The sequence below is a fragment of the Prochlorococcus marinus CUG1438 genome (assembly GCA_017644325.1).
Lineage (GTDB): Bacteria > Cyanobacteriota > Cyanobacteriia > PCC-6307 > Cyanobiaceae > Prochlorococcus_A > Prochlorococcus_A marinus_AA.
Window position 1 is genome coordinate 514,165 of record JAEPLS010000001.1, and the last position, 23,121, is coordinate 537,285.

Consider the following 23,121-nt stretch of genomic DNA (forward strand, 5'->3'; position numbering starts at 1 on the left):
TTTTTTATACTAAATGAGCGAGGACAAAAGATCTAATAAAATCTCAAATGATTATGGTGCGGAACAGATTCAGGTTTTAGAAGGGTTGGAGCCAGTTCGTAAGCGTCCTGGTATGTATATAGGTTCAACAGGTCCAAGAGGTTTGCATCATTTGGTATATGAAGTAGTTGATAATTCAGTTGATGAAGCGCTTGCAGGACATTGTGATCATATAGAAATAGTTCTTCGAGCAGATGGATCAGCTTTAATTGCAGATAATGGACGAGGTATACCAACAGATATTCATCCAAGAACTGGGAAAAGTGCTTTAGAAACTGTCCTAACTGTTCTTCACGCGGGAGGTAAATTCGGTAGTGGTGGTTACAAAGTTTCGGGAGGTTTACATGGAGTAGGGATATCTGTAGTTAATGCTTTAAGCGAATGGGTTAATGTGACTGTTTTTAGAGATGGAACTGAGTTTAATCAAAGATTTGAAAAAGGGGTATCGAAAGGTGAATTATATTCTCAAAAGCAGTCTACAAAACCCTTCAAAAAAGGAACTACCATATGTTTCAAACCCGATAAAACAATTTTTTCTGGAGGAATCGAATTCGAATATAATCTGCTCTCATCTAGGTTACGAGAGTTAGCCTATCTGAATGGTGGTGTGAAAATTGTTTTTAGAGACGAAAGAAATGAATTGTCAGATGGTTCTTTCAAAGAAGAAATATATTTATATCAAGGAGGGATTAAAGAATATGTCCAGTACATGAATGCAGAAAAGGATCCAATTCATCCTGAAATAATTTATGTTGACTCACAGAAAGAAAATGTTTACGTAGAGGCAGCTTTACAGTGGTGTTCAGATGTATATTCAGATAACATTCTAGGTTTTGCAAATAATATTAGAACTATTGATGGAGGCACTCATATTGAAGGATTAAAAACAGTTTTAACAAGAACGTTTAATAATCTTGCTAAAAAGAGAGGCAAAAGAAAAGATGTTGAAAAAAATTTAGCTGGCGAAAATATCAGAGAGGGATTAACGGTAGTCTTATCCGTTAAAGTTCCAGATCCTGAATTTGAAGGACAAACAAAAACAAAATTAGGAAATACTGAAGTAAGAGGGATTGTTGATTCTCTTATTGGAGAAGCTCTGACAAAATACATGGAATTCAATCCTGGAATTTTAGATTTAATTCTCGAAAAAGCAATTCAATCATTTAATGCTGCAGAAGCTGCAAGAAGGGCTAGAGAATTAGTCAGAAGAAAAAGTGTTCTTGAAAGTTCAACTTTGCCTGGTAAATTAGCAGATTGTAGTTCTAGAGATCCATCAGAAACAGAAATTTATATCGTTGAGGGAGATTCTGCTGGAGGGTCTGCAAAACAAGGAAGAGATAGAAACTTCCAAGCCATTCTGCCTCTCAGGGGAAAAATTCTAAATATCGAAAAAACAGATGATACCAAAATATATAAAAATACAGAAATTCAATCATTAATAACGGCTCTTGGATTAGGAATAAAAGGAGAGGAGTTTGAAGTAAGCACTTTGAGATATCACAGAGTTGTAATTATGACGGATGCTGATGTTGATGGTGCTCATATAAGAACTTTATTATTAACATTTTTCTACAGATATCAAAGAGAACTTGTGGAAGGCGGTTATATATATATAGCTTGTCCTCCTCTTTATAAAGTTGAAAGGGGGAAGAATCATAAGTACTGCTATAACGAGAATCAATTGAAAGATACAATTGCAGGTTTTGGAGAAAATGCAAATTATAATATCCAAAGATTTAAGGGCTTAGGTGAGATGATGCCTAAACAATTGTGGGACACAACTATGAATCCTCAAACTAGGATGATGAAGAGGGTTGAAATTGAAGATGCTCTTGAAGCTGACAGAATTTTTAATATTTTAATGGGTGATAAAGTGGCACCAAGAAGAGAATTTATTGAAACTCATAGTAGCAACTTAGATATGGCAACTTTAGATATATGATTAATAATTTTCTCAAGAATTTTTGCTTAATTACTTTTGCATTAATTGCTCCAATCACTTTACCTGCTGGTGGAATCCAAAAAACTTTAAATCAAACTAAGTTTTCCGATAACATAAATGAAATTATATTGACTTCTAATACTTATCTTTATTCTTTTCCTGAAATTCATGCTAAGGAATTATTAGTTCTTGATATGGGTACAACTTTATCAGTTTTGCGTAGTTGGAAAGATAGTAAAAGTAAAATCTGGGTAAGGGTTGAACTAGCTTCTAATAAATTTTTTGATAACCCTAATAAGATTACAAAAGGTTGGATAAGAATGTAACTTTTGGATTTTTCTTCAATAGGTATTATTTTATTTGGTAGTACTTTTGGATTAATACTTAGACTATTCTTACAAAAAAATTTAAAAATAAATATAGGTTTTGATATTCAAAATACTACAATAATTAATTATGTAGCTTCTTTTTTTTTAGGAATTCTTGTAGCATTAAATTTCATTAATAAAGACCTTTTATTGTTACTTTATACAGGTTTTTTAGGCTCTTTTAGCACATTTTCATCCTTCATATATCAGCTATTCGTATTGTTAAGGAAAAGAAAATTCCTGAAGTTATTTTGTCATTATTTCGAGGTTATAGTTATTTCTTTCATTTTTTTTTATTTAGGTTATTGTCTTATTCAATTTTTTTAAAGTGCAAATAAAAATATTTTTTTATATTCTAATATCTTGTTATTTAGCAACTTTTTTTCGATTATTAATAAATAATAACTTGATTATTTCAATAGTTGGTTCATTTTTCGTTGGTTTTATTTTTGATAAAAGATTAAGCTCTTCAAGTAAAAAAATTATATTTAGTGGTTTTTTTTCTTGTTTTACATCCTTCAGTGGTTTTGTATATTTTGTTTATAAAATTCTTAATCAGGGGGACTGGATAAAATTTCTGATTTTTTTAAACTTAATAATTATAATAAATATTTTTACAATGTATTTTGGTTTTTGGATCAGTAGAAAAATTACTTAGAATTCATATAATAGTGTTGTAACTCAGACCAAGGATTATATATTATGAATGACAATAATCTTGAAACGGTTACATCCTTATCTCCAGATCTAAGTACTCGGGAAAATATTATTATTCAACTTGAAGAATTGCTCGTCGCAGGGAATTATGATGAAGCAAAATTACTTTTAGAACCTTCTCAACCTGTCGATATAGCAGATGCTATTGGAAGTCTTCCATTAATATTGCAGGCATTAGCATTTCGATTGTTAAAGAAAAATGAGGCAATTGAGGTATATGAATATTTAGATCCAATAGTTCAACAAACTTTATTAGACAGACTTCGTTCAGGAGAAGTTTTAGAAATTGTTGAGAAAATGTCTCCTGATGATAGGGTTCAACTCTTTGATGAGTTACCTGCAAAAGTTGTGCGTAAATTTTTATCTGCTCTTAGTCCTGGTGAAAGGAAAGTAACAGCTGAATTGCTTGGATATGAGCCTGAAACTGCTGGAAGATTAATGACAACTGAATACATAGATCTAAAAGAGATGCAAACAGCAGCTGAGGCTCTTTCTTTGGTCAGAAAAAGAGCTCCATTTACAGAAACAATTTATAGTTTGTATGTTACTGATAAAGAAAGACACTTAACGGGTATTCTTTCTTTGAGAGATCTTGTAACTGCTGATCCATCTAAGCCAATTGGAGATGTTATGACAAGAGATGTAGTTAATATTTCAACAAATACCAATCAAGAAGAGGTCGCAAGAGCAATACAAAGGTATGACTTTTTAGCACTTCCAGTTGTTGATAAAGAAAAAAGGCTTGTCGGGATAGTTACTGTTGATGATTTAATTGACGTAATAGAGCAAGAAGCAACAAGAGATATTTATGCGGCTGGTGCGGTTCAGCCTGGTGATGAAGATGATTATTTTCAGAGTAGTTTATTTACGATAGCTCGAAGAAGAATTTTGTGGCTGTTGATTTTGGTTTTGGCAAATGGTTTGACGACAAAAGTTATTGCCATGAATGATCAAATACTAAAAGAAATAGTTTTATTGGCTGCTTTTATTCCGCTGCTTATAGGTACGGGAGGAAATGTTGGTGCTCAAAGCTCAACAGTTGTTATTAGAGGTTTAAGTACTCAAAAATTGAAGTCTCTTGGTGCACTTAGGGCTGTTGTTAAGGAAGCAATAACAGGCGCTCTTTTAGGTGTTTTAATGATGCTGGTAATATTCCCCTTCGCCTGGTGGCAAGGAGAAGGTCCATTAATTGCCTATGCAGTAGGCATAAGTTTAATATCTATAACGACTTTAGCTGCCACAACAGGAGCTATTCTTCCTTTGATGTTTGACCGAATGAGATTAGATCCAGCCTTAATGTCTTCGCCTTTCATAACAACTGTCACTGATATTGCAGGAGTTTTTATTTATCTAAGCACAGCAAAATGGTTATTAAGTTCTTCATTAATATAATTGCACTAGGTATTTATTCTCATTTTTGTAAAATTGTGGATTTTTTTGTTTAACTTTACAATTCTTAATGGTATTGTTTACAAAACAACATTCATTTTTATGTCTTCAGAAACATTAAGTGAGAATAAATTAGTCACAATATCAAGTTTAAAAGCTAGTAACGATGTTGACCTTGTAAGATCCTATCTAAGAGATATTGGAAGAGTTCCACTATTATCTCATGAACAAGAAATTACGCTTGGAAGACAGGTACAAGAATATATGCAAGTAGAACGAGCAGAATTGGAAATTACAGAATTAACAGGGGACAAACCAAGTTTGGAGGAATTATCAAACAAATTAAATTTATCTACTTCCATTATAAAAAAAAGATTAAGAGCTGGACAGAGAGCTAAAGAGAGAATGGTTGCAGCAAATCTAAGGTTGGTGGTAAGTGTTGCAAAAAAATATACTAAAAGAAATATGGAATTACTAGATTTAATACAGGAGGGAACTATAGGACTGGTAAGGGGGGTTGAAAAATTTGATCCAGCCAGAGGCTATAAGTTTTCAACATATGCATATTGGTGGATTAGGCAAGGTATCACTAGAGCAATCGCTGAAAAAAGTCGTGCAATAAGGCTTCCAATTCACATAACTGAAATGTTAAATAAGTTGAAAAAAGGTCAAAGGGAGTTGAGTCAAGAAATGTCTAGAACCCCAACAGTAAGTGAACTTGCGAAATACGTGGAGCTTCCTGAAGAAGATGTTAAAGATTTGATGTGTAAAGCTGGACAACCAGTGAGTCTAGAGACAAAAGTTGGTGATGGTGAGGATACTGTTCTACTAGATTTATTAGCAGGCGGTGAGGATTTACCCGACGAACAAATAGAAATGGATTGTATGAGGGGAGATCTTCATTCTCTTTTACATCAGTTACCTGATCTGCAATGTAGAGTATTAAGGATGAGATACGGCATGGATGGTGATGAACCAATGTCTCTTACAGGTATAGGAAGGGTATTGGGAATAAGTAGAGATCGTGTAAGAAATCTAGAAAGAGATGGACTACGAGGTTTGAGAAGACTCAGTGATAACGTGGAAGCTTATTTTGTTTCTTGAAGGAACTCGAATATTAATTTATTTGTTTTTTCAGGTTCTTCATCATGAGGACAATGTCCAGCTCCTTCAATAATATCTAATCTTTTTATATTCCTAAATTTTTTCTTCCATTCTTTTGCCTCACTTAAAGATTCCCAAGGATCCTTTTCTCCCCAAATCAATTGGATTGGATGATCAATCTCATCGAAAAGATCTGTAGCAAGATAATCATCAAACAAGTTGATAAATCCACGAAATGCTTCTTTAGAATTTTGCCTTTGAGAAGGTTTATAAAGTATTTCAATCAATTCATTATCGATATTTTTTCCTGAAGGGTAAGCCTGTTCAAGTATTTTCTTTATAACTTTTGGATTAGCAGCTCTTGTAAAAAGTGTATTGCTAATTACTCTTTGTCGGACTATCGTTTTAAGAACGGGTCTCAGTAGATTCATTAAGATATCACTTTTTTTTAAACGTTTATCATCCATAGTTCTTTGTGCACAATCAATCAAAATGACCCCCTTACATTTATCTTTGAGAATTTCAGCAGCTTTCAATGCAATAACACCACCAATTGAATTACCTACCAAGTAAACAGGAGATTTTATTACCTCTTCACAAAATGTTGATATCTGATTACCCCATAAGTCAAATGAATATTTAATAGAGTTTTCTTTATCAGGTTCGTAATTTAATAAAGCACTAGGTTGACTGCTTTTCCCAAATCCTAATAAATCAATTGCGTAGCATTTTGAAAATTTACCTAGAAAATCTTGATTATGTCTCCAGTGGTTTTTTGATGCCCCAAATCCATGAACTAATAAAATTTTAGTATTTTTTTCAGAAGTAGATTCTTTTGATAAAGACCAAGAAATTTCCCAATTTTTCCACTTCCAAGTTTCAGACTTATTTAAAGAAACCATGAATATGCTTTTAATTAAACTTTAATTCAAAAAAAAATTATTCGTTTTTTATAAATTATTCTTAGTTAAGAAAAAGAGTCCATTTTATGAAAAAGAAAAAGGTCATATGCGTTGGAGAGGCTTTAATCGACAGAATCAGAAATAAATCAAATCAAGGATTTACAGATTTTTTGGGAGGTGCGCCGGCTAATGTTGCTTGTGCATTAAGAAAATTAAAAATAGATTCAACATTTATAGGAAGTTTGGGTAGTGATGAATATGGAAAAAAATTTATTACGCAATTTAATGAATTGGACGTTAATTTAGATTTCTTGCAAATAGATAAAGATTCATCTACTCGTGTGGTTAATGTAGATAGAAACCAATTTGGAGATCGTTTTTTTTCAGGGTTTGAGGAAAGTTCTCATTCATTCTTTGCAGACGAAGTTCTTTGTAAGGCATTAATCGAAAAAGAAATTTTAAATTTGGAGAAATCTTTTCTAGAGTCAAGATATTTGGTTACAGGAACGATCTTATTATCATCTCCAAAATCAGCAGAGACTATTTTTTTTCTTCTTGAACAGGCTAAAAAATTGGAAGTCAAAGTGGTTATTGATTTGAATTGGAGAGAGGTCTTTTGGGATCATTCCAGTTTTTCATCAGAAATTAGTAAAGCGACACGAGTTAATTTAATCAAAAAATTTTTAAATCATGCAAATGTTTTAAAACTTGCTAAGGAAGAAGCAACTTTGTTTTTTGAGGATGAAAATCCCTTGCTAATATCTCAACAATTAGCTAATAGGCCAGACGTAATCATAACTGATGGTGAACATCCAGTATTATGGTATATCAATGGAATACAGGGAATTACCGAGACCCCTTCATCACAAAAAATTGTTGATACAACTGGGGCAGGAGATGCTTTTTTAGCTGGCTTAATTTCAAAATTAATTTCTTCTGGCTATCCTTCAAGTAAACCAGAGATAGAAGATTACATTAAGTTCGCAGGTGTTTGTGGATTAATAACTTGTCTTGGTGAAGGCGCCATCGAGCAACAGCCATATTATGAAAAGGTTAAAAAATTTTTGGGATCTCTTATTTCGTAGTTTCGCCCATAATTTTTGGCATAACTAATTTCTATTTTCCAGAAATTATCAATAACTGGTTCTATTAATTCCGGCCATTCAATAACTAAAATAGCTTGTTTTTGTATTGCCTCTTCTTCTTCTGAAAAAAAAACTTCTTTTGCTGAAGAAACATTTTCTAACCTGTATAAATCTATGTGAATTAGTGGAATTTTTCCGGAGTTATAGTGATGCGATAAAGCAAATGTAGGGCTTGTAATTTCCTCAGTGATTGATAAGCCTTTAGCAATCCCTTGAACAAATGAAGTTTTCCCAGCTCCAATTGGACCCTGCAATAAAACAATTGATTGGGGATTTAATTTGTTTGACAGTTTTTTTCCTAAATTTAAAGTCTCTTTTAAATTCTCAACAAACACAAAATTACACAAAAATCATTTATAGTTTAATAGAAAAAGTATTTACTAGATATGGTTATCGCAAATTCAGTTAAGACCTCTTCACCTAATTACGTAATTGCCGATATCTCTTTATCTGATTTTGGCCGTAAAGAAATTAAAATTGCCGAAACAGAAATGCCAGGATTAATGGCGCTTAGAGATAAATATCAATCCGTAAAGCCACTAAAAGGTGCAAAAATAGCTGGAAGTCTTCATATGACTATTCAGACAGCAGTATTAATAGAAACTCTTGTTGACCTTGGCGCAGAAGTGAAATGGGCTTCATGTAATATTTTTTCAACACAAGATCATGCAGCTGCAGCTATCGCAGATCAAGGGATTTCTGTATACGCAAAGAAAGGTGAGACTCTAGATGAATATTGGAAATATACTCACTACATTCTTGATTGGGGCCCCGACTCTCCAAATATGATTCTTGATGATGGGGGAGATGCAACTGGCTTATTGATACTTGGCAGTAAAGCAGAAAAAGATTTATCTGTTTTAGCTAATCCTGGTAATGAAGAAGAGATTGCTTTGTTCAATTCTATAAAATCTAAGTTGAAAAATGATAGTAACTTTTATTCTAGAATTAAGAGTAATATTATTGGTGTCACTGAAGAAACTACGACGGGAGTTGCAAGACTTTATCAATTACAAAAGCAAAATGCTCTACCTTTCCCTGCCATTAACGTTAATGACTCAGTAACTAAGAGCAAATTTGATAACTTATACGGCTGCCGAGAATCTCTAGTTGACAGCATAAAGCGTGCCACTGACGTGATGATTGCTGGTAAGGTTGCTTTAGTAATGGGTTTTGGAGATGTAGGTAAAGGGTCAGCCCAATCTCTAAGAGGACTTGGTGCAATTGTAAAAGTTGCTGAAGTGGATCCAATTTGTGCTCTTCAAGCGGCAATGGAAGGATTTAGCGTCGTTACATTAGACGATGTTGTTGAGGATATAGATATATTTGTTACGGCAACTGGGAACTATCAGGTAATAACAAAGGAAAATCTTGTCAAGATGAAAGATGAGGCCATAGTTTGCAATATTGGCCATTTTGATAATGAAATTGATGTGGCTTCATTGAAAGATTATCCTTGGGAAAATATTAAGCCGCAGGTTGATCACATAACTTTACCTAGTGGCAATAAAATAATCCTCTTAGCTGAAGGTAGATTAGTTAACTTAGGTTGTGCCACTGGACATCCAAGTTTTGTTATGAGTAATTCTTTTACTAATCAAGTCCTAGCTCAAATTGAACTTTTCAATAAGTCAGAAAAATATGCTAAGGAGGTTTATGTTTTACCAAAACATTTAGATGAAATGGTTGCTAGATTACATCTTGATAAAATTGGTGCAAAATTAACAAAATTAACTAAGCAACAAGCTGATTATATTAATGTTTCTGTTGATGGACCTTATAAACCAGAGCTTTATAGATATTAAGTTTGAGCCTAATTTTTGTAAATATTTTTACTTCAATCCCCGACTATATAAGTTTGGCTGTTGAAAAGAATTCAATAATTGCATACCTCACTATTTGTTTGGCTATGTTTTTAGAAAATATAATACCCCCAATACCGTCAGAAATTATTATGCCCTTGGGAGGTTTTTTCGTTTATCAACAAAAATTAAATTTTTATATTTTAGTTTTTTGGGGATTACTTGGAACTATTTTAGGATCATTGCCTTGGTATTATTTAGGAAGATTAGTAAATGAAAAAAGACTTTCAAATTTTCTAGATAAAAAAGGAAAATATCTGGGTATTTCTTCTAATGATTTAAGTAAAAGTAAAAGGTGGTTTGATAAGTACGGGGTTTCTTTAGTTTTTTGGGGCCGATTAGTACCAGGTATAAGAACTTTGATTTCTGTTCCCGCTGGAATAGAGCTTATGCCATTAAGAAAATTTTTGATTTGGACTACATTTGGGAGCTTGATCTGGGTGGCACTTCTTACTTATGCAGGTTATTTATTTGGTGAAAATTATTCAATCATTGAAACTTATTTAGATCAAATCAAATATGTTGTAAAGCCAATTTTAATTTTAATTTTTTTATATTTTTTTATAAGAATAATTATTAGATTTTTAAAAAAAAATAGAGCTTAAAAAGGGATTTCACTAGAGTTATTATTACTACTAGAATATTCGTTATTTTCCGATTCTTTTCTTGAGCTTAGCAAATTTAATCTATCTACTCTAACAACTGGTTTAAATCTATCTTCACCAGTATTTTTATCTTTCCAACTATCAATTTTGAAGCTTCCTGTAATTCCTATTAAAGATCCTTTCTTGACGTAATCTGCTGCTATTTGGGCTTGTTTTCCCCATATCTCTAGATTAAACCAATCTGGTTCTTCATCTCTGCTTCTGCGGTTCACTGCTAAAGTAAAATTCGCTACAATGCTACCAGATTCAAAATATCTGACATCTGGTTCTCTTCCAGCTCTGCCAACAAGGTTAATAGTGTTAATTTCCATGAATTTTTTTTTTAATACTACTCATATTTTGAGTTTTTGCTCAAAGTTTTACGTGGTATTCATAACTAAACGGGAGAATAGTGAGAGCTCAACAAAAAATAGATATATTATTTAAAAAAATATTTTTAAATAATTTCTTATCGTGATTTTCAACAGATTAAAGTTTTCTAGAGATATTGGTATAGATTTGGGCACTGCCAATACTTTGATACATCTTTCAGGAAAGGGGGTTGTGATACAAGAGCCTTCAGTGGTTGCAATCGATTTAGAGGCAGGAATTCCATTGGCAGTTGGTGAAGAAGCAAAGCTTATGCTAGGAAGAACTCCTGGTAACATAAGAGCTGTAAGACCACTAAGAGATGGTGTGATCGCAGATTTTGATGCGGCAGAGCAAATGATAAAAACATTTATTCAAAAATGTAACGAAGGTAATGGCTTAGTAGCACCTAGAATCATTATTAGTATCCCAAGCGGAGTTACAAGTGTTGAGCGAAGAGCAGTCAGAGAAGCTGGATTAGCAGGAGCTAGAGAAGTGCACTTGATTGACGAACCTGTGGCAGCGGCAATAGGAGCATCATTACCAGTGACTGAGCCACTTGGAACAATGATTGTTGATATCGGCGGTGGTACTACAGAGGTTGCAGTATTAAGTCTTGGTGGAACTGTATTAAGTGAATCTGTGAGAATAGCTGGTGATGAAATTAATGAATCAATTGAACTATATCTTAAAAAAGTTCACGATTTAGTTGTAGGAGAACGAACTTCTGAAGATATTAAAATTAAAATTGGATCTGCATTTCCAGATAATGATTTTGATAAAACTTCTCTTGAGGTAAAAGGTTTACATCTAGTATCTGGTTTACCAAAATCAATTACTTTGACAGCAGGAGAGATTAGAGAAGCTATGGCTGAACCACTAACCAAAATTGTTGATGCTGTAAAAAGAACTTTAGAGCGAACTCCCCCTGAACTTGCTGCAGATATTGTTGATAGGGGTATTATGCTTGCAGGGGGTGGAGCTTTAATTAGAGGTATAAACGATTTGTTGAGCAACGAAACGGGAATTTTCACTCACGTAGCAGAAAACCCATTGCTTTGCGTAGTTAATGGTTGTGGAGAGGTTTTAGATGATTTTAGAAAACTCAAAAAGGTTGTTGATACTCCAGACTTTATAAAGAACGCGATAAGAGATTAATACTATGTTAGATATCCGACGAATTTCTACTAGTCGTTGGTGGCACAAAAAGAAAACTTGGACATTGTTCTCAATATTTTTGTTTTTGATTTTCGTAAGGATATCAAAAGGTTCTATTTATAAGGATTTTTATTATTTTATTTCCAAGCCTTTTTGGCCTGGTCAGTTTCAAAAAGAAATTATTCTTAAAAGCTCTGACCAAGAATCTCTAATAAAATTAAATCTTCTTAAAAAAGATAATGCAAGATTACGGGAAATTTTAAATCTTCAAGAATCATCAAATAGTGAATATATTTCGGCTGCAGTTATTTCTAGAAAAACAGGTAGTTGGTGGCGACAAATTATATTAAATAAAGGTTCAAATGATGGAGTCCAAGTTGGTAGTGTTGTTATGGGCCCGGGAGGATTATTAGGAAGAGTAAAAAGTACTTCTTTTTTTACTTCCTCGGTCATATTGTTAACCTCTCCTGAGAGTAAAGTGGGTGTATGGTTGGATAGAATTCAACTTAATGGACTACTTATTGGTACAGGAGATGATAATCCTGATTTAATACTTTACTCAAAAGATGCCGACATAAAAGTTGGAGATTTTGTTTCATCTTCTCCAGCTAGCACTCTATTACCCTCAAATATTCCTATTGGTATTGTCCAATCTATAAACGAGTCACTAAAAGCAGAAAAAACGGCCAAAATATTGCTTTTGGCAAAACCTCATGTAATAGATTGGGTTCAAATTTTAAAAGTAAAAATTTAATGAATAAATTTTTCACTAATAAACTATCTATAATATGCTTTATTTTTATTCCAATTATTTTTCTATGGCACCCAAATTGGCTTGGAATGTTAGGAATTCAACCATATTGGCCTTTATTTTGGTTATTGCCATGGTCGATGATTAATGGATCAATAAATGGATTAATATTTGGTCTTTTTTTAGGTCTTATTTTAGATTCTGTAAGTATTGATAGTAGTTTTACTCAAATACCTGGTTTAATTTTATGTGGAATTTGGTTTGGGAGAATAAAAATTCATAGTGATATTCTGATAGGACATTTTAGATATGGTTTAGTTTGCTCGTTGGGTTGTTTTTTGTGTGGTTTTTTGCATTTTGTACAGATATTGGTTCAAAATTTTTTAGGTAGTACTTTTTTACTTTTAATCCCAAGTATTAAAAATATAATTGCTGAAGTTTTTCTTACAGGTTTGCTTGCCCCTTTAGTTTGTTCTCAACTTTTAAGGCTATTTAAATCTTGTAGGGGTAAAAGTAGAATAATTAATTACGCAAAGAAATAATAAGTTTACGGAAAATTCATATTTTTTCAATATATTTCGGATATTTGTAAATCTTGAGAATATCTCTTTGTGGCATCGTGATGTTATATTTTTAATTGTTAGAATGTAAATTCAATAGCAATAAATCTTTGCTTTGAAATATCTGAAAATCTTTTTTAACTATGTCAAAAGCGAGAATTTTAGTTGTTGACGATGAACCAGCAGTTTTGAAGGTATTAGTTACAAGACTGCAGCTAGCGGGATATCAAGTTTATTCGGCCACTAACGGAGAAGAAGCTCTTGAATCTTTTCACAGGGACTCTCCTGATTTGATTGTGCTTGACGTTATGCTCCCAAAAATGGACGGATTTGCAGTTTGCCGAAGAATTAGGGCTGAATCAGTTGTACCAATAATATTTCTGACTGCACTCGAGGCAATTTCTGAGAGAGTTGCAGGTTTGGATTTAGGAGCTGATGATTATCTATCAAAGCCATTTAGCCCAAAAGAGCTAGAAGCTAGAATTGCTACTATTTTGAGAAGAATGGGCCCAACCGTTTCGGTTACTGAAACAAAAGAAACTCCATCTGGAAAAGGAGTTATGAAATTTGGAAGTTTAGTTGTTGATACAAATAGAAGACAAGTTTCTAGGGCTGGAGAAAGAATTAGCTTAACTTATACCGAATTTAGTCTTTTAGAATTATTATTTGATGAGCCAGGTAAAGTAGTTCCACGAGCTGAAATTCTTGAACAGTTATGGGGTTATCCTCCCAGGAGAGCGGCAGACTTAAGAGTTGTAGATGTATATGTAGCAAGATTAAGGGGTAAGCTGGAACCAGATCCAAGAAATCCAGAATTGATATTAACTGTTCGAGGTATAGGTTATGCTTCTCAGAGAGTTGGCGAAACAGCAACATCTTTGGCAAGTTGATACTTCTTCTGATAATTTTATTAAATAAAACAAATTCATTAGATTAAATTTTGTCTGAAATCAGAGAATCCCGCTTACATAAAGCTAATGCACTAGTTGGTAAAGGATTTGCTTCTTATGCAGAAAGTTTCAGAATTTCTCATAACACTAAATTTCTTGTTCACAAATTTAATTACTTAGAAAATGGTCAAGAAGTTGACTTCATTGTCTCTATTGCTGGCAGAGTGATGGCAAAAAGGGTAATGGGTAAAATTGCTTTTTTTACAATAAGCGATCAAGAAGGTCAGATTCAGCTTTATCTAGATCAAAGGATTATAAATTGCGATTTAGAAAACCAAAAATTACTTTCTTTTGAAGATCTTAAGGAAATAGTAGATATTGGTGATTGGATAGGTGTCTACGGAACTATTAAAAAAACAAATAAAGGTGAACTTTCAATCAAAGTTGAAAAATGGGAAATGTTATCCAAATCACTTCAGCCTTTACCCGATAAATGGCATGGATTGACTGATATTGAAAAAAGATATAGACAACGTTACTTAGATTTAATAGTTAATCCTCACTCTAAAAATGTATTTAAAACAAGAGCAAGATGTATAAGTTTTATAAGAACATGGTTAGATAATAGAAATTTTTTAGAGATAGAGACTCCTATTCTTCAATCTGAAGCTGGGGGTGCTGAGGCAAGGCCATTTATTACCCATCACAATACATTAGATATTCCTTTGTATCTAAGAATAGCTACAGAATTACATTTAAAAAGGATGGTTGTTGGAGGATTTGAGAAGGTTTATGAATTGGGAAGAATCTTCCGTAATGAGGGGATTAGTACGAAGCACAATCCGGAATTTACTTCAGTGGAAATTTATCAGGCTTATTCTAACTATGTCGATATGATGGATTTAACTGAAGAACTTATTAAAGGAATTTTAGCGGATGTATGTGGTTCTTTAGTGATAAATTACCAAAATAAAAAAATTGATTTTTCTAAACCTTGGTCTCGGATATCCATGAAAAATCTAGTCAAAAAATATACGAGTATTGATTTTGATTCTTTCAGTGGAGACTTTAAAGCGGCAAAACAAGTTGTGGAGAGTAAAAATGTTGTTTTATCCAATAAAGTAAATTCTATTGGAAGACTTTTAAATGAAGTTTTTGAGCAAAAAGTAGAGTCTAATCTTATAGAGCCTACTTTTGTTATTGACTATCCTGTTGAAATTTCTCCTTTAGCTAGGACTCATGATGATGATAAAGAAATGGTTCAGAGATTCGAACTATTCATTGTTGGACGAGAATTGGCAAATGCTTTTAGTGAGTTGATAGACCCTATAGATCAAAGACAAAGAATGCTAATACAACAATCTCTTAGAGATCAAGGAGATGTAGAGGCTCATTGTATAGATGAAGATTTTTTGAATGCTTTAGAGATTGGTATGCCTCCTACTGGAGGACTAGGCATAGGAATTGACAGACTTATTATGTTAATTACTGATAGTCCATCAATTAGAGACGTGATCCCTTTCCCATTGTTAAAACCGGAGATAACTTCTAAATAAAAATCAAAAATTATCCTTGCAATGAAGTAAAATAAAAGAATTAATCCAATACGAAATTTTTTAAATGAGTGGTGAACGTGTTGGTTTCCGTTTTAAACACGCGGATGCAGTAGTGAAAAGAAATCCTCAAGGCCGATCAAGAAGAGGATGGGTTATTGAACCAGTTGAGCAAACTACAAGCAGGGGCACAAAAATGCCTGCTTATAAAATCCGCTGGAGAGATAGTGAGAGACCTGAAACTGTTTTACAGCATATGTTAATTGCAGATCCAGATCCTTCCCCTCCGCCAAGTTCAGTAAATCTTGACTCATAGATTCAAAACTTTAAATAATATTTTTATCTTTTTAGTGCAGAGTTGATTTCTTTTTTTATGCTTTTTTGTTTTTCATCTTGTCGTTTGTCATGTAATTTTTTCCCTTTACCAACTCCAATAGTTAGTTTTATCCATGACCCCTTTAAATAAAGAGATAACGGAACAATAGTCATTCCTTTTTTTTCAGTATTGGATTTAAGTTTTATTATTTCTTTCTTGTGTAGTAATAACTTTCTATTGCGTAATGGATCATGATTAAAATAAGAACCCACATTTTTGTGTGGTGAAATGTGAACATTTAATAATAAAATTTCACCATCTCTGAATGAACAGTACCCATCTCTTAAATTTGCTTTTCCGTCTCTAATAGACTTCACTTCAGTCCCCAAAAGTTCAATTCCAGCTTCGATTGTTTCAGATATTGCATATTGAAACTTTGCATATCTATTTTCAGCTAGACGTTTAAAATTACTTTCTTTGTTAATAATTTTTTGATTTTTGTTTGAATTTTTTGGCATTTTGTTTGTAAAAAATCTTTCTACTCAGAACAATTGCAATTAACCTTTCATTATGGCAATAATTTCCTCCAATATAGGCGATAATGATTCTTCTCCACGTAAAAAAGAACTAAGGTTAGTTAATTCAAAGGTCATTCCAGAAGAAAAAAGAAAAAATAATCTGAACTTAGCTCGACCTTGCAATTTAAAACAATTTATTGGTCAAGAACAACTTAAGTCGTCGTTAAGAATTGCTATAAATGCTGCAATTTATAGAAAAGAACCTTTGGAGCATATTCTTTTATATGGGCAACCTGGTTTAGGTAAAACCACCCTAGCTTTGTTGATAGCTCAAGAAATGAATACGAAATGTAGGATAGCAACTGCACCCTCGATTGAAAGACCTAGAGATATTGTGGGGTTGCTGCTTGGATTAAAAGAAGGTGAAGTTTTATTTATCGATGAGATACATCGCTTAAATAGGTTAACTGAAGAGTTGTTATATTCTGCAATGGAGGATTTTAGACTAGATTTAACTATGGGAGCTAATAGAGGAACACGTTGTAGAACAATTAATCTTCCAAAGTTTACTCTTATTGGGGCGACGACTAAATTAGCCTCAATTAGTGCCCCACTAAGAGATAGATTTGGTATATCCCAGAAAATTGAATTTTATACATACGATGAATTAAAACAAATTATTGTTAATTTCGCCCGATTAATAAATCTTAATTTAGATGATGAAGCATCATATAATTTAGCAAAGATATCTCGAGGTACTCCAAGAATTGCTTTGAGATTATTGAGACGAGTTAGAGATTATGCTCAAGTTGTCAAAAAAACTAATTCCATTTCTGTGAATTTAATAAAAAAAGCTTTAAATTCATATCAAATAGACGAAAAAGGATTGGATTCTTTAGATAGACAATATTTATTTTTTTTAAACCAAAATAATAATGTCCCAACTGGCCTCGATTCAATTGCAGCTAGATTAGGTGATGAATCTTCAATGATAGAATTTGTGGTTGAGCCATATCTTATTCAAATTGGTTTCCTTGAGAGAACTCCAAGAGGAAGATTGCTTACTCTTTTAGGGAAAAAGTACATTGATTCATATAATGACAACTTTTAAAAAAGTTAAAGTTTGTTTTTTATTACTTTTTGTTTTTATAAGTATTTGTTATGTTTCGCCATGCTATTCATTATCTTTCAGGGAGGATTTGTTTAAAAATGCATTAGATTTAAGTGCAAGTGGAAAATTTAATCTCGCCTTACAAGAATGGAATAACTATCTTGATTCCTACCCTGATGATGCTGCCGGTTTCAGTAATAGAGGAAACGTTAGACTTGTCATAGGAGATGTGGAGGGATCAATAGATGATCAAAATAAGGCAATAAGTTTAAATCCAAATGAAATAGACCCTTATATTAATAGAGGCATAGCAGAGGAAGCAATGGGATTATGGTCAGAAGCGAGAAAAGATTATATGTTTGTTATTTCTCAAGATAGTAAAAATTTTTCTGCATTATATAATTTGGCTAATGTTGAAGGTTCTACATCACAATGGGAAAAAGCACGAGATTTATTTTCAAAAGCTGCTTTATATAATCCTGGTTTTGCAATGGCTAGGTCGAGTATGGCTTTAGCAGATTTACAGTTGGGAAATATTGATGCATCTGAAAAGGAATTAAAAAACTTAATTAGACGTTATCCAACTTTTGCAGATGCTAGGGCCGCTTTAACAGCTTTGAATTGGTCTAAAGGTGAATCTGGCAAAGCAGAGAGTAATTGGATAGCAGTGACTGAACTAGATTCTAGATATAGTGATGAAGAATGGTTAAAAAGAATCAGAAGATGGCCCCCAATACCGATTAAAGATTTAATGAACTTTATCGATTTAAAATAAGAAATGAATATAGATCAGTTGTTTAGAAAAGTTGATTCCTTTAATGATGAATTAATTAATTTAAGAAGATATATCCACGCACATCCGGAATTAAGTGGATGTGAAAATCAAACGGCGATTTTGATAACTGGTTATTTAAAGAATATTGGTTGGAATGTCAGAGAGTCTGTTGGTAAGACAGGAGTTATAGCTGATTTTGGCCCTTTAGATAAAGGTATCATAGGCTTAAGAGTTGATATGGATGCTTTACCAATACTTGAGGAAACTAAATTAAGCTTTTCTTCGAAAGTAGATGGTGTCATGCATGCGTGTGGACACGACTTGCATATATCGATTGGGCTTGGAGTCGCAAAAATTATAAAAGATCTAAAACTTAATTTTGGTGTTAGGATTATTTTTCAGCCTGCTGAAGAAATTGCAAGCGGAGCTAGATGGATGATTAAGGATGGTGCAACCAATGGTTTAACCCATATTTTAGGGGTACATGTCTACCCAGATTTATCTGTAGGGACTATTGGGATTAAGGAGGGAAGTTTAACTGCAGCTGCTGGAGAGTTCAAAGTAGAAATCATAGGAAAGTCAGGACATGGTGCTAGACCGCATGAAGGAGTCGATGCTATTTGGGTAGCCTCTAAAGTTATTTCGGGAATTCAAGAATCAATAACACGGAAGTTAGATCCTCTAGATCCTGTAGTAATAACTTTTGGTAAAATAAATGGTGGAAATGCATTCAATGTTCTTGCAGAAAAGGTTAATTTAATTGGTACAGTTAGATGTACCAATCTTAAATTATTTAAAAATATTGGTAATTGGCTCAATGAAAATATTTCTTCTATAGCAAATAGTTGCGGAGCTGATGCAAAAGTAATATTTAGAGAAATTGCTCCACCAGTTAATAATAATTCTGAAATTAATAGAGTTTTTAGAGATTCGGGAATTAAGGTGTTAGGGCAAGAAAATGTTATTGAATTGCAAAAACCGTCACTAGGCGCAGAAGATTTTGCTGAGTTCTTGAATGAGATACCTGGAGCTATGTTTAGGCTTGGTGTTTCTGGTTCAAATGGATGCGCTCCACTACATAGTTCTAAATTTGATCCGGATGAAAGAGCTATCGCTATTGGAATTAAGGTGATAACTGCATCCATAGTAAAATTGAATAATGAAAAGGTTAATACAGTAAATAAATGAAAATTAATAAAAGATTTTTTCTATCTCTTGTGTCCCCTTTTATGATCTTTATATCAGTAATTGGGATAGTAATGAGGGATAATTCCAGAAAGATTTTTTATTTACCTATCGGCTTAATGGGGATTTCTATTATTTTGGAGAAAGATGTAAGTAGAAGATGGGATAGGAAAAACATCTTAAAAAAAATAAAATCTTATCGAAAAGTTGAATAAACATTATTTTATTTATTTTACGCAATATGTGATGACTATTTTTTGGAAAAGAGCTATTAATAAGATTAATACTAGGGGTGCTAAGAATTTAACCTTAGCTGAGATCATACCCTTTGAACCTGAATCATTTATTTTGATGCAGGGAAGTGGAAATTTGATCAAACTTTAGTAATAACAATTTTAAAATTTATCAATTATGAGAAGTTCATGGATTAAGCCTAGGCTTGGGAAAAGCAATGTAACTCAGATGAACTTTGCAAGGAACGGATATATCACTGAAGAAATGAGTTTTGTTGCTAAAAAAGAGAATCTACCTGCCTCTTTAATAATGGAAGAAGTAGCAAGAGGAAGATTAATCATCCCAGCTAATATTAATCATTTGAATCTTGAGCCAATGTCTATTGGTATAGCTTCTAGATGTAAAGTTAATGCAAATATTGGTGCTTCTCCTAATGCAAGTGATATTAATGAAGAAGTAGAAAAGCTTAGGCTGGCCGTTAAATATGGGGCTGATACGGTTATGGATCTTTCTACTGGAGGAGTAAATTTAGATGAAGTGCGCCAAGCTATTATTAATGAATCCCCTGTACCTATTGGAACTGTCCCTGTTTACCAAGCTTTAGAAAGCGTACATGGTTCAATAGATAGACTAACTGAAGACGATTTCCTTCATATTATTGAAAAACATTGTCAGCAGGGCGTTGATTATCAAACTATTCATGCTGGATTATTGATTGAGCATCTGCCAAAAGTTAAAGGAAGAATTACAGGAATCGTAAGTAGAGGGGGAGGTATTTTGGCCCAATGGATGTTACATCATTTTAAGCAAAACCCTCTTTATACAAGATTTGATGATATTTGCGAGATTTTTAAAAAATATGATTGCACTTTTTCTTTAGGTGATTCACTTAGGCCTGGATGTTTGCATGATGCTTCTGATGATGCTCAGCTTGCTGAATTAAAGACTTTAGGAGAGCTTACTAGAAGAGCATGGGAACATAATGTTCAAGTAATGGTTGAGGGTCCCGGTCATGTACCTATGGATCAAATTGAGTTTAACGTGAGGAAGCAGATGGAAGAATGTTCAGAAGCGCCCTTTTACGTACTTGGCCCATTAGTAACAGATATATCTCCTGGATATGATCATATATCAAGTGCTATAGGGGCGGCTATGGCAGGCTGGTATGGAACTTCTATGTTGTGTTATGTAACCCCAAAAGAACATTTAGGTCTTCCAAATGCAGAAGATGTACGAGAAGGATTAATTGCCTATAAGATAGCCGCACATGCCGCGGACATAGCAAGACATCGAGCTGGAGCTCGTGATAGAGATGACGAACTTAGTCATGCAAGGTATAACTTTGATTGGAATAAACAATTCGAACTCTCATTAGATCCAGAAAGAGCAAAGCAATATCATGATGAGACATTACCTCAAGAAATCTTTAAAAAGGCCGAATTTTGTTCAATGTGTGGTCCTAAGCATTGCCCGATGAATTCAAAAATTTCTGATGAATCTCTTGATGAACTTAAGGATAGACTGGAGCAATGTAATACTTCAGTATAATGAGAAATTAATTGCTATAAAATTTCTTTTGTTTTGTTGACCACGTTTTCGACAGTAAATCCAAAATTTTTCATACATTCTCCACCTGGTGCTGAAGCACCAAACCTATCCATAGTTATACAAATCCCATCAAAACCTGTATATTTATGCCAACCAAAGGAATGGGCAGCTTCTACTACAACTCTCTTTTTCACACTACTTGGTAAAACACTTTCTTTGTAACTTTCTTCTTGCTCTTCGAAAAGTTCTACACAAGGCATAGAAACAACTCTAATTTTTTTACCTAAGCTTGAAATTTCCTTACCTGCTTCAATGCAAAGATTCAGTTCGCTTCCGGTCCCAATAAATATTAGATCTGGTGTTCCTTCGCAATCAGAAACCACATATCCTCCTAGAGCAACTTTATCGATAGAAGTATTTTCTTGATTTGGCATACCTTGTCTACTTAAACAAAGGGCAGAGGGTCTTTTCCGATTTTGAATAGCAAGCTTATAAGCTCCACTTGTCTCATTCCCATCTCCTGGTCTGAAAACTAGCATGTTAGGCATAGCACGAAGAGAAGGGATAGTTTCAATAGGTTGATGTGTTGGACCGTCTTCTCCTACACCAATTGAATCATGGGTTAATACATAGATTACTCCTAACTCACTGAGTGCTGAAAGCCTCATTGAACCTCTCATGTAATCGGCAAAAACAAGGAAGGTACCTCCGTATGGAATAAGACCACTATTGTGATAAGCAATACCATTAAGAACAGCTGCCATTGCATGTTCACGTACGCCAAAATGTAAATATCTTTTTTCAGGACTATGAGGTTGGAATGATCCAGTTTCTCCTTTGATATCTGTGTAGTTAGAGTGAGTTAAATCTGCTGATCCACCAATTAATTCAGGCAGGTTAGGTCCTAAAGCTCCTAAACATATTTGTGAGTGTTTTCTGGTGGCTAAACCTTTGTCATCAGGTGAATAAGAGGGCAGATCTGAGTCCCAATTCGCAGGTAATTGTCCTTTTAACATTCTTTCTAACTCTGCGCCTTCAGTGGGATATTTTTTCTGATATTCTTCAAATTTAGAGTCCCATTTTTTTTCTAAATCTTCACCTTTATTAACTGCTTTTCTAAAGTGATCATATACTTCATTAGGGATTTCAAATGGAGGATATTCCCAATTTAAAAATTCTCTCGTTAATAAAGCTTCCTCTTCTCCAACTGCTGCCCCATGAATTCCAGCAGTATCTGATTTATTAGGTGATCCATAACCTATGGTTGTAGAGATTTTTATTATTGAAGGCTTATCTGATACTAATTTTGCTTTTTCTATAGCTTCAGTTATTCCTTTAACATCATGATTTCCATCTTCGACATGTTGAACATGCCATCCATAAGCTTCATATCTTTTTAAAACATCTTCGGTAAAAGAAACATCTGTACGGCCATCAATTGTAATTTGATTATCATCATATAGCGCAATTAATTTTCCAAGTTTAAGATGGCCAGCTAATGAGCAAGCTTCTGATGCGATCCCTTCTTGATTACAACCATCTCCCATTATCACGTAAGTGTAATGATCAACAATATTACAATCAGGCTTATTGAATTTTGCTGCTAAGTGAGTTTCAGCTATTGCTAAACCTACTGCATTAGAAATTCCGGCTCCAAGAGGTCCAGCTGTCACCTCAACTCCTTCAGTCTCGAATGTTTCTGGATGACCAGGAGTTTTGGATCCCCATTGTCTAAATTCTTTAATATCGTCTATTGAAACTGATTTGTATCCTGTTAAATGAAGCAAAGAATATAACAACATACAGCCATGACCAGCCGATAATACAAAACGATCTCTGTTAAACCATTTTGGATTATTAGGATTATGATTAAGAATGTTTTGCCATAGTGCATAACCCATTGGAGCACACCCCATTGGTAATCCAGGATGTCCACTATTAGATTTATTTACTGCATCTACAGCAAGCATTCTTATACTGTTTACACAAAGTGATTCTAATGAAATAGACGCAGCGACCATTGTTTTAAAATGAGATAAGT

25 protein-coding genes and 1 riboswitch are annotated in these 23,121 nt (G+C 33.5%); of the genes, 20 read left to right on the top strand and 5 right to left on the bottom strand.

Annotation, left to right across the window (positions count from 1 at the left end; all coding sequences use genetic code 11):
• The first annotated feature begins 13 nt into the window (after nt 1-13).
• The 6 genes from gyrB (at nt 14) to JJ847_02850 (ending at nt 5,559) form a co-directional block, all read left to right on the top strand.
• The gene (gyrB, locus tag JJ847_02825; protein ID MBO6959819.1) at nt 14-1,981 is read left to right on the top strand and encodes a DNA topoisomerase (ATP-hydrolyzing) subunit B; all 1,968 of its coding nucleotides are present in this window, start codon (nt 14-16) and stop codon (nt 1,979-1,981) included.
• Nucleotides 1,978-2,307: a hypothetical protein gene (locus tag JJ847_02830; protein ID MBO6959820.1), complete on the top strand. Its 330-nt coding sequence runs from the start codon at nt 1,978-1,980 to the stop codon at nt 2,305-2,307. The genes gyrB and JJ847_02830 overlap by 4 nt, the downstream gene beginning before the upstream one ends.
• 3 nt (nt 2,308-2,310) lie before the next feature.
• Nucleotides 2,311-2,676 carry a CrcB family protein gene (locus JJ847_02835; protein MBO6959821.1) on the top strand — a complete coding sequence of 122 codons (366 nt, stop codon included), beginning with the start codon at nt 2,311-2,313 and terminating at the stop codon, nt 2,674-2,676.
• 1 nt (nt 2,677) lies between these two features.
• Nucleotides 2,678-3,007 (top strand): CrcB family protein, encoded by a 330-nt coding sequence (locus JJ847_02840; protein ID MBO6959822.1) that lies wholly within the window; start codon nt 2,678-2,680, stop codon nt 3,005-3,007.
• Between the two features lie 44 nt (nt 3,008-3,051).
• The gene (gene mgtE, locus JJ847_02845; protein ID MBO6959823.1) at nt 3,052-4,458 is read left to right on the top strand and encodes a magnesium transporter; all 1,407 of its coding nucleotides are present in this window, start codon (nt 3,052-3,054) and stop codon (nt 4,456-4,458) included.
• 99 nt (nt 4,459-4,557) lie between these two features.
• A complete protein-coding gene (locus tag JJ847_02850) occupies nt 4,558-5,559 on the top strand; it encodes an RpoD/SigA family RNA polymerase sigma factor (protein ID MBO6959824.1) in 1,002 nt (333 codons plus the stop codon).
• On the opposite strand, the gene JJ847_02855 is transcribed toward JJ847_02850, so the two are convergent.
• The gene (locus JJ847_02855) at nt 5,544-6,461 is read right to left on the bottom strand and encodes an alpha/beta fold hydrolase (GenBank protein ID MBO6959825.1); all 918 of its coding nucleotides are present in this window, start codon (nt 6,459-6,461) and stop codon (nt 5,544-5,546) included. The genes JJ847_02850 and JJ847_02855 overlap by 16 nt on opposite strands.
• Nucleotides 6,462-6,547: 86 nt before the next feature.
• Here JJ847_02855 and JJ847_02860 point away from each other — a divergent pair, with 86 nt between their 5' ends.
• Nucleotides 6,548-7,546: a carbohydrate kinase gene (locus JJ847_02860; GenBank protein MBO6959826.1), complete on the top strand. Its 999-nt coding sequence runs from the start codon at nt 6,548-6,550 to the stop codon at nt 7,544-7,546.
• Here the strand turns inward: JJ847_02860 and tsaE are convergent.
• Complete coding sequence (tsaE, locus tag JJ847_02865; protein ID MBO6959827.1) at nt 7,504-7,941, bottom strand: tRNA (adenosine(37)-N6)-threonylcarbamoyltransferase complex ATPase subunit type 1 TsaE; 438 nt, start codon at nt 7,939-7,941, stop codon at nt 7,504-7,506. The genes JJ847_02860 and tsaE overlap by 43 nt on opposite strands.
• Before the next feature lie 51 nt (nt 7,942-7,992).
• Between tsaE and JJ847_02870 the strand changes: the two genes are divergently transcribed.
• Together JJ847_02870 and JJ847_02875 are read left to right on the top strand one after the other, a co-directional pair.
• Nucleotides 7,993-9,411 (top strand): adenosylhomocysteinase, encoded by a 1,419-nt coding sequence (locus tag JJ847_02870; protein ID MBO6959828.1) that lies wholly within the window; start codon nt 7,993-7,995, stop codon nt 9,409-9,411.
• A 2-nt stretch (nt 9,412-9,413) separates the two neighbouring features.
• On the top strand, nt 9,414-10,073 hold the full coding sequence (locus JJ847_02875) for a DedA family protein (protein ID MBO6959829.1): 660 nt from the start codon (nt 9,414-9,416) through the stop codon (nt 10,071-10,073).
• Here the strand turns inward: JJ847_02875 and JJ847_02880 are convergent.
• Entirely contained in the window at nt 10,070-10,444 is a 375-nt protein-coding gene (locus JJ847_02880) for a single-stranded DNA-binding protein (protein MBO6959830.1), read from the bottom strand. The genes JJ847_02875 and JJ847_02880 overlap by 4 nt on opposite strands.
• Nucleotides 10,445-10,586: 142 nt before the next feature.
• Here JJ847_02880 and JJ847_02885 point away from each other — a divergent pair, with 142 nt between their 5' ends.
• From JJ847_02885 to JJ847_02910, 6 genes are all read left to right on the top strand, one after another.
• Entirely contained in the window at nt 10,587-11,639 is a 1,053-nt protein-coding gene (locus JJ847_02885) for a rod shape-determining protein (protein MBO6959831.1), read from the top strand.
• A 4-nt stretch (nt 11,640-11,643) separates the two neighbouring features.
• Nucleotides 11,644-12,393 (top strand): rod shape-determining protein MreC, encoded by a 750-nt coding sequence (mreC, locus tag JJ847_02890; GenBank protein MBO6959832.1) that lies wholly within the window; start codon nt 11,644-11,646, stop codon nt 12,391-12,393.
• Entirely contained in the window at nt 12,393-12,932 is a 540-nt protein-coding gene (locus tag JJ847_02895; protein MBO6959833.1) for a hypothetical protein, read from the top strand. The genes mreC and JJ847_02895 overlap by 1 nt, the downstream gene beginning before the upstream one ends.
• A gap of 161 nt (nt 12,933-13,093) precedes the next feature.
• Complete coding sequence (locus tag JJ847_02900; protein MBO6959834.1) at nt 13,094-13,840, top strand: response regulator; 747 nt, start codon at nt 13,094-13,096, stop codon at nt 13,838-13,840.
• A 50-nt stretch (nt 13,841-13,890) separates the two neighbouring features.
• Complete coding sequence (gene lysS, locus JJ847_02905; protein ID MBO6959835.1) at nt 13,891-15,396, top strand: lysine--tRNA ligase; 1,506 nt, start codon at nt 13,891-13,893, stop codon at nt 15,394-15,396.
• Between the two features lie 64 nt (nt 15,397-15,460).
• Nucleotides 15,461-15,709, top strand: a complete 249-nt coding sequence (locus JJ847_02910; GenBank protein MBO6959836.1) for a hypothetical protein — start codon at nt 15,461-15,463, stop codon at nt 15,707-15,709.
• Between the two features lie 23 nt (nt 15,710-15,732).
• Here JJ847_02910 and smpB read toward each other — a convergent pair whose 3' ends face one another.
• Nucleotides 15,733-16,227 carry an SsrA-binding protein SmpB gene (smpB, locus tag JJ847_02915; protein MBO6959837.1) on the bottom strand — a complete coding sequence of 165 codons (495 nt, stop codon included), beginning with the start codon at nt 16,225-16,227 and terminating at the stop codon, nt 15,733-15,735.
• A 52-nt stretch (nt 16,228-16,279) separates the two neighbouring features.
• On the opposite strand from smpB, the gene ruvB reads away from it, so the two are divergent.
• From ruvB to thiC, 5 genes are all read left to right on the top strand, one after another.
• Entirely contained in the window at nt 16,280-17,338 is a 1,059-nt protein-coding gene (ruvB, locus tag JJ847_02920) for a Holliday junction branch migration DNA helicase RuvB (protein ID MBO6959838.1), read from the top strand.
• Entirely contained in the window at nt 17,325-18,113 is a 789-nt protein-coding gene (locus tag JJ847_02925) for a tetratricopeptide repeat protein (GenBank protein MBO6959839.1), read from the top strand. The genes ruvB and JJ847_02925 overlap by 14 nt, the downstream gene beginning before the upstream one ends.
• Before the next feature lie 3 nt (nt 18,114-18,116).
• Complete coding sequence (locus JJ847_02930) at nt 18,117-19,301, top strand: amidohydrolase (protein ID MBO6959840.1); 1,185 nt, start codon at nt 18,117-18,119, stop codon at nt 19,299-19,301.
• Nucleotides 19,298-19,513 (top strand): DUF3188 domain-containing protein, encoded by a 216-nt coding sequence (locus JJ847_02935; GenBank protein ID MBO6959841.1) that lies wholly within the window; start codon nt 19,298-19,300, stop codon nt 19,511-19,513. Before JJ847_02930 ends, JJ847_02935 begins: the two co-directional genes overlap by 4 nt.
• Before the next feature lie 63 nt (nt 19,514-19,576).
• A riboswitch (TPP riboswitch) is annotated at nt 19,577-19,675 on the top strand.
• A gap of 34 nt (nt 19,676-19,709) precedes the next feature.
• On the top strand, nt 19,710-21,080 hold the full coding sequence (gene thiC, locus JJ847_02940) for a phosphomethylpyrimidine synthase ThiC (protein ID MBO6959842.1): 1,371 nt from the start codon (nt 19,710-19,712) through the stop codon (nt 21,078-21,080).
• 14 nt (nt 21,081-21,094) lie between these two features.
• Here the strand turns inward: thiC and tkt are convergent, their stop codons facing one another.
• Nucleotides 21,095-23,101 carry a transketolase gene (gene tkt, locus JJ847_02945; GenBank protein ID MBO6959843.1) on the bottom strand — a complete coding sequence of 669 codons (2,007 nt, stop codon included), beginning with the start codon at nt 23,099-23,101 and terminating at the stop codon, nt 21,095-21,097.
• Nucleotides 23,102-23,121 lie beyond the last annotated feature (20 nt).

Coding starts and splice junctions, on each gene's coding strand:
- JJ847_02895 (MBO6959833.1), top strand. CDS start 12,393: ATGAATAAATTTTTCACTAATAAACTATCTATAATATGCTTTATTTTT.
- JJ847_02830 (MBO6959820.1), top strand. CDS start 1,978: ATGATTAATAATTTTCTCAAGAATTTTTGCTTAATTACTTTTGCATTA.
- JJ847_02900 (MBO6959834.1), top strand. CDS start 13,094: ATGTCAAAAGCGAGAATTTTAGTTGTTGACGATGAACCAGCAGTTTTG.
- gyrB (MBO6959819.1), top strand. CDS start 14: ATGAGCGAGGACAAAAGATCTAATAAAATCTCAAATGATTATGGTGCG.
- mgtE (MBO6959823.1), top strand. CDS start 3,052: ATGAATGACAATAATCTTGAAACGGTTACATCCTTATCTCCAGATCTA.
- tkt (MBO6959843.1), bottom strand. CDS start 23,101: ATGGTCGCTGCGTCTATTTCATTAGAATCACTTTGTGTAAACAGTATA.
- ruvB (MBO6959838.1), top strand. CDS start 16,280: ATGGCAATAATTTCCTCCAATATAGGCGATAATGATTCTTCTCCACGT.
- JJ847_02935 (MBO6959841.1), top strand. CDS start 19,298: ATGAAAATTAATAAAAGATTTTTTCTATCTCTTGTGTCCCCTTTTATG.
- JJ847_02870 (MBO6959828.1), top strand. CDS start 7,993: ATGGTTATCGCAAATTCAGTTAAGACCTCTTCACCTAATTACGTAATT.
- smpB (MBO6959837.1), bottom strand. CDS start 16,227: ATGCCAAAAAATTCAAACAAAAATCAAAAAATTATTAACAAAGAAAGT.
- mreC (MBO6959832.1), top strand. CDS start 11,644: ATGTTAGATATCCGACGAATTTCTACTAGTCGTTGGTGGCACAAAAAG.
- JJ847_02880 (MBO6959830.1), bottom strand. CDS start 10,444: ATGGAAATTAACACTATTAACCTTGTTGGCAGAGCTGGAAGAGAACCA.
- JJ847_02850 (MBO6959824.1), top strand. CDS start 4,558: ATGTCTTCAGAAACATTAAGTGAGAATAAATTAGTCACAATATCAAGT.
- JJ847_02855 (MBO6959825.1), bottom strand. CDS start 6,461: ATGGTTTCTTTAAATAAGTCTGAAACTTGGAAGTGGAAAAATTGGGAA.
- JJ847_02860 (MBO6959826.1), top strand. CDS start 6,548: ATGAAAAAGAAAAAGGTCATATGCGTTGGAGAGGCTTTAATCGACAGA.
- JJ847_02930 (MBO6959840.1), top strand. CDS start 18,117: ATGAATATAGATCAGTTGTTTAGAAAAGTTGATTCCTTTAATGATGAA.
- JJ847_02925 (MBO6959839.1), top strand. CDS start 17,325: ATGACAACTTTTAAAAAAGTTAAAGTTTGTTTTTTATTACTTTTTGTT.
- thiC (MBO6959842.1), top strand. CDS start 19,710: ATGAGAAGTTCATGGATTAAGCCTAGGCTTGGGAAAAGCAATGTAACT.
- JJ847_02910 (MBO6959836.1), top strand. CDS start 15,461: ATGAGTGGTGAACGTGTTGGTTTCCGTTTTAAACACGCGGATGCAGTA.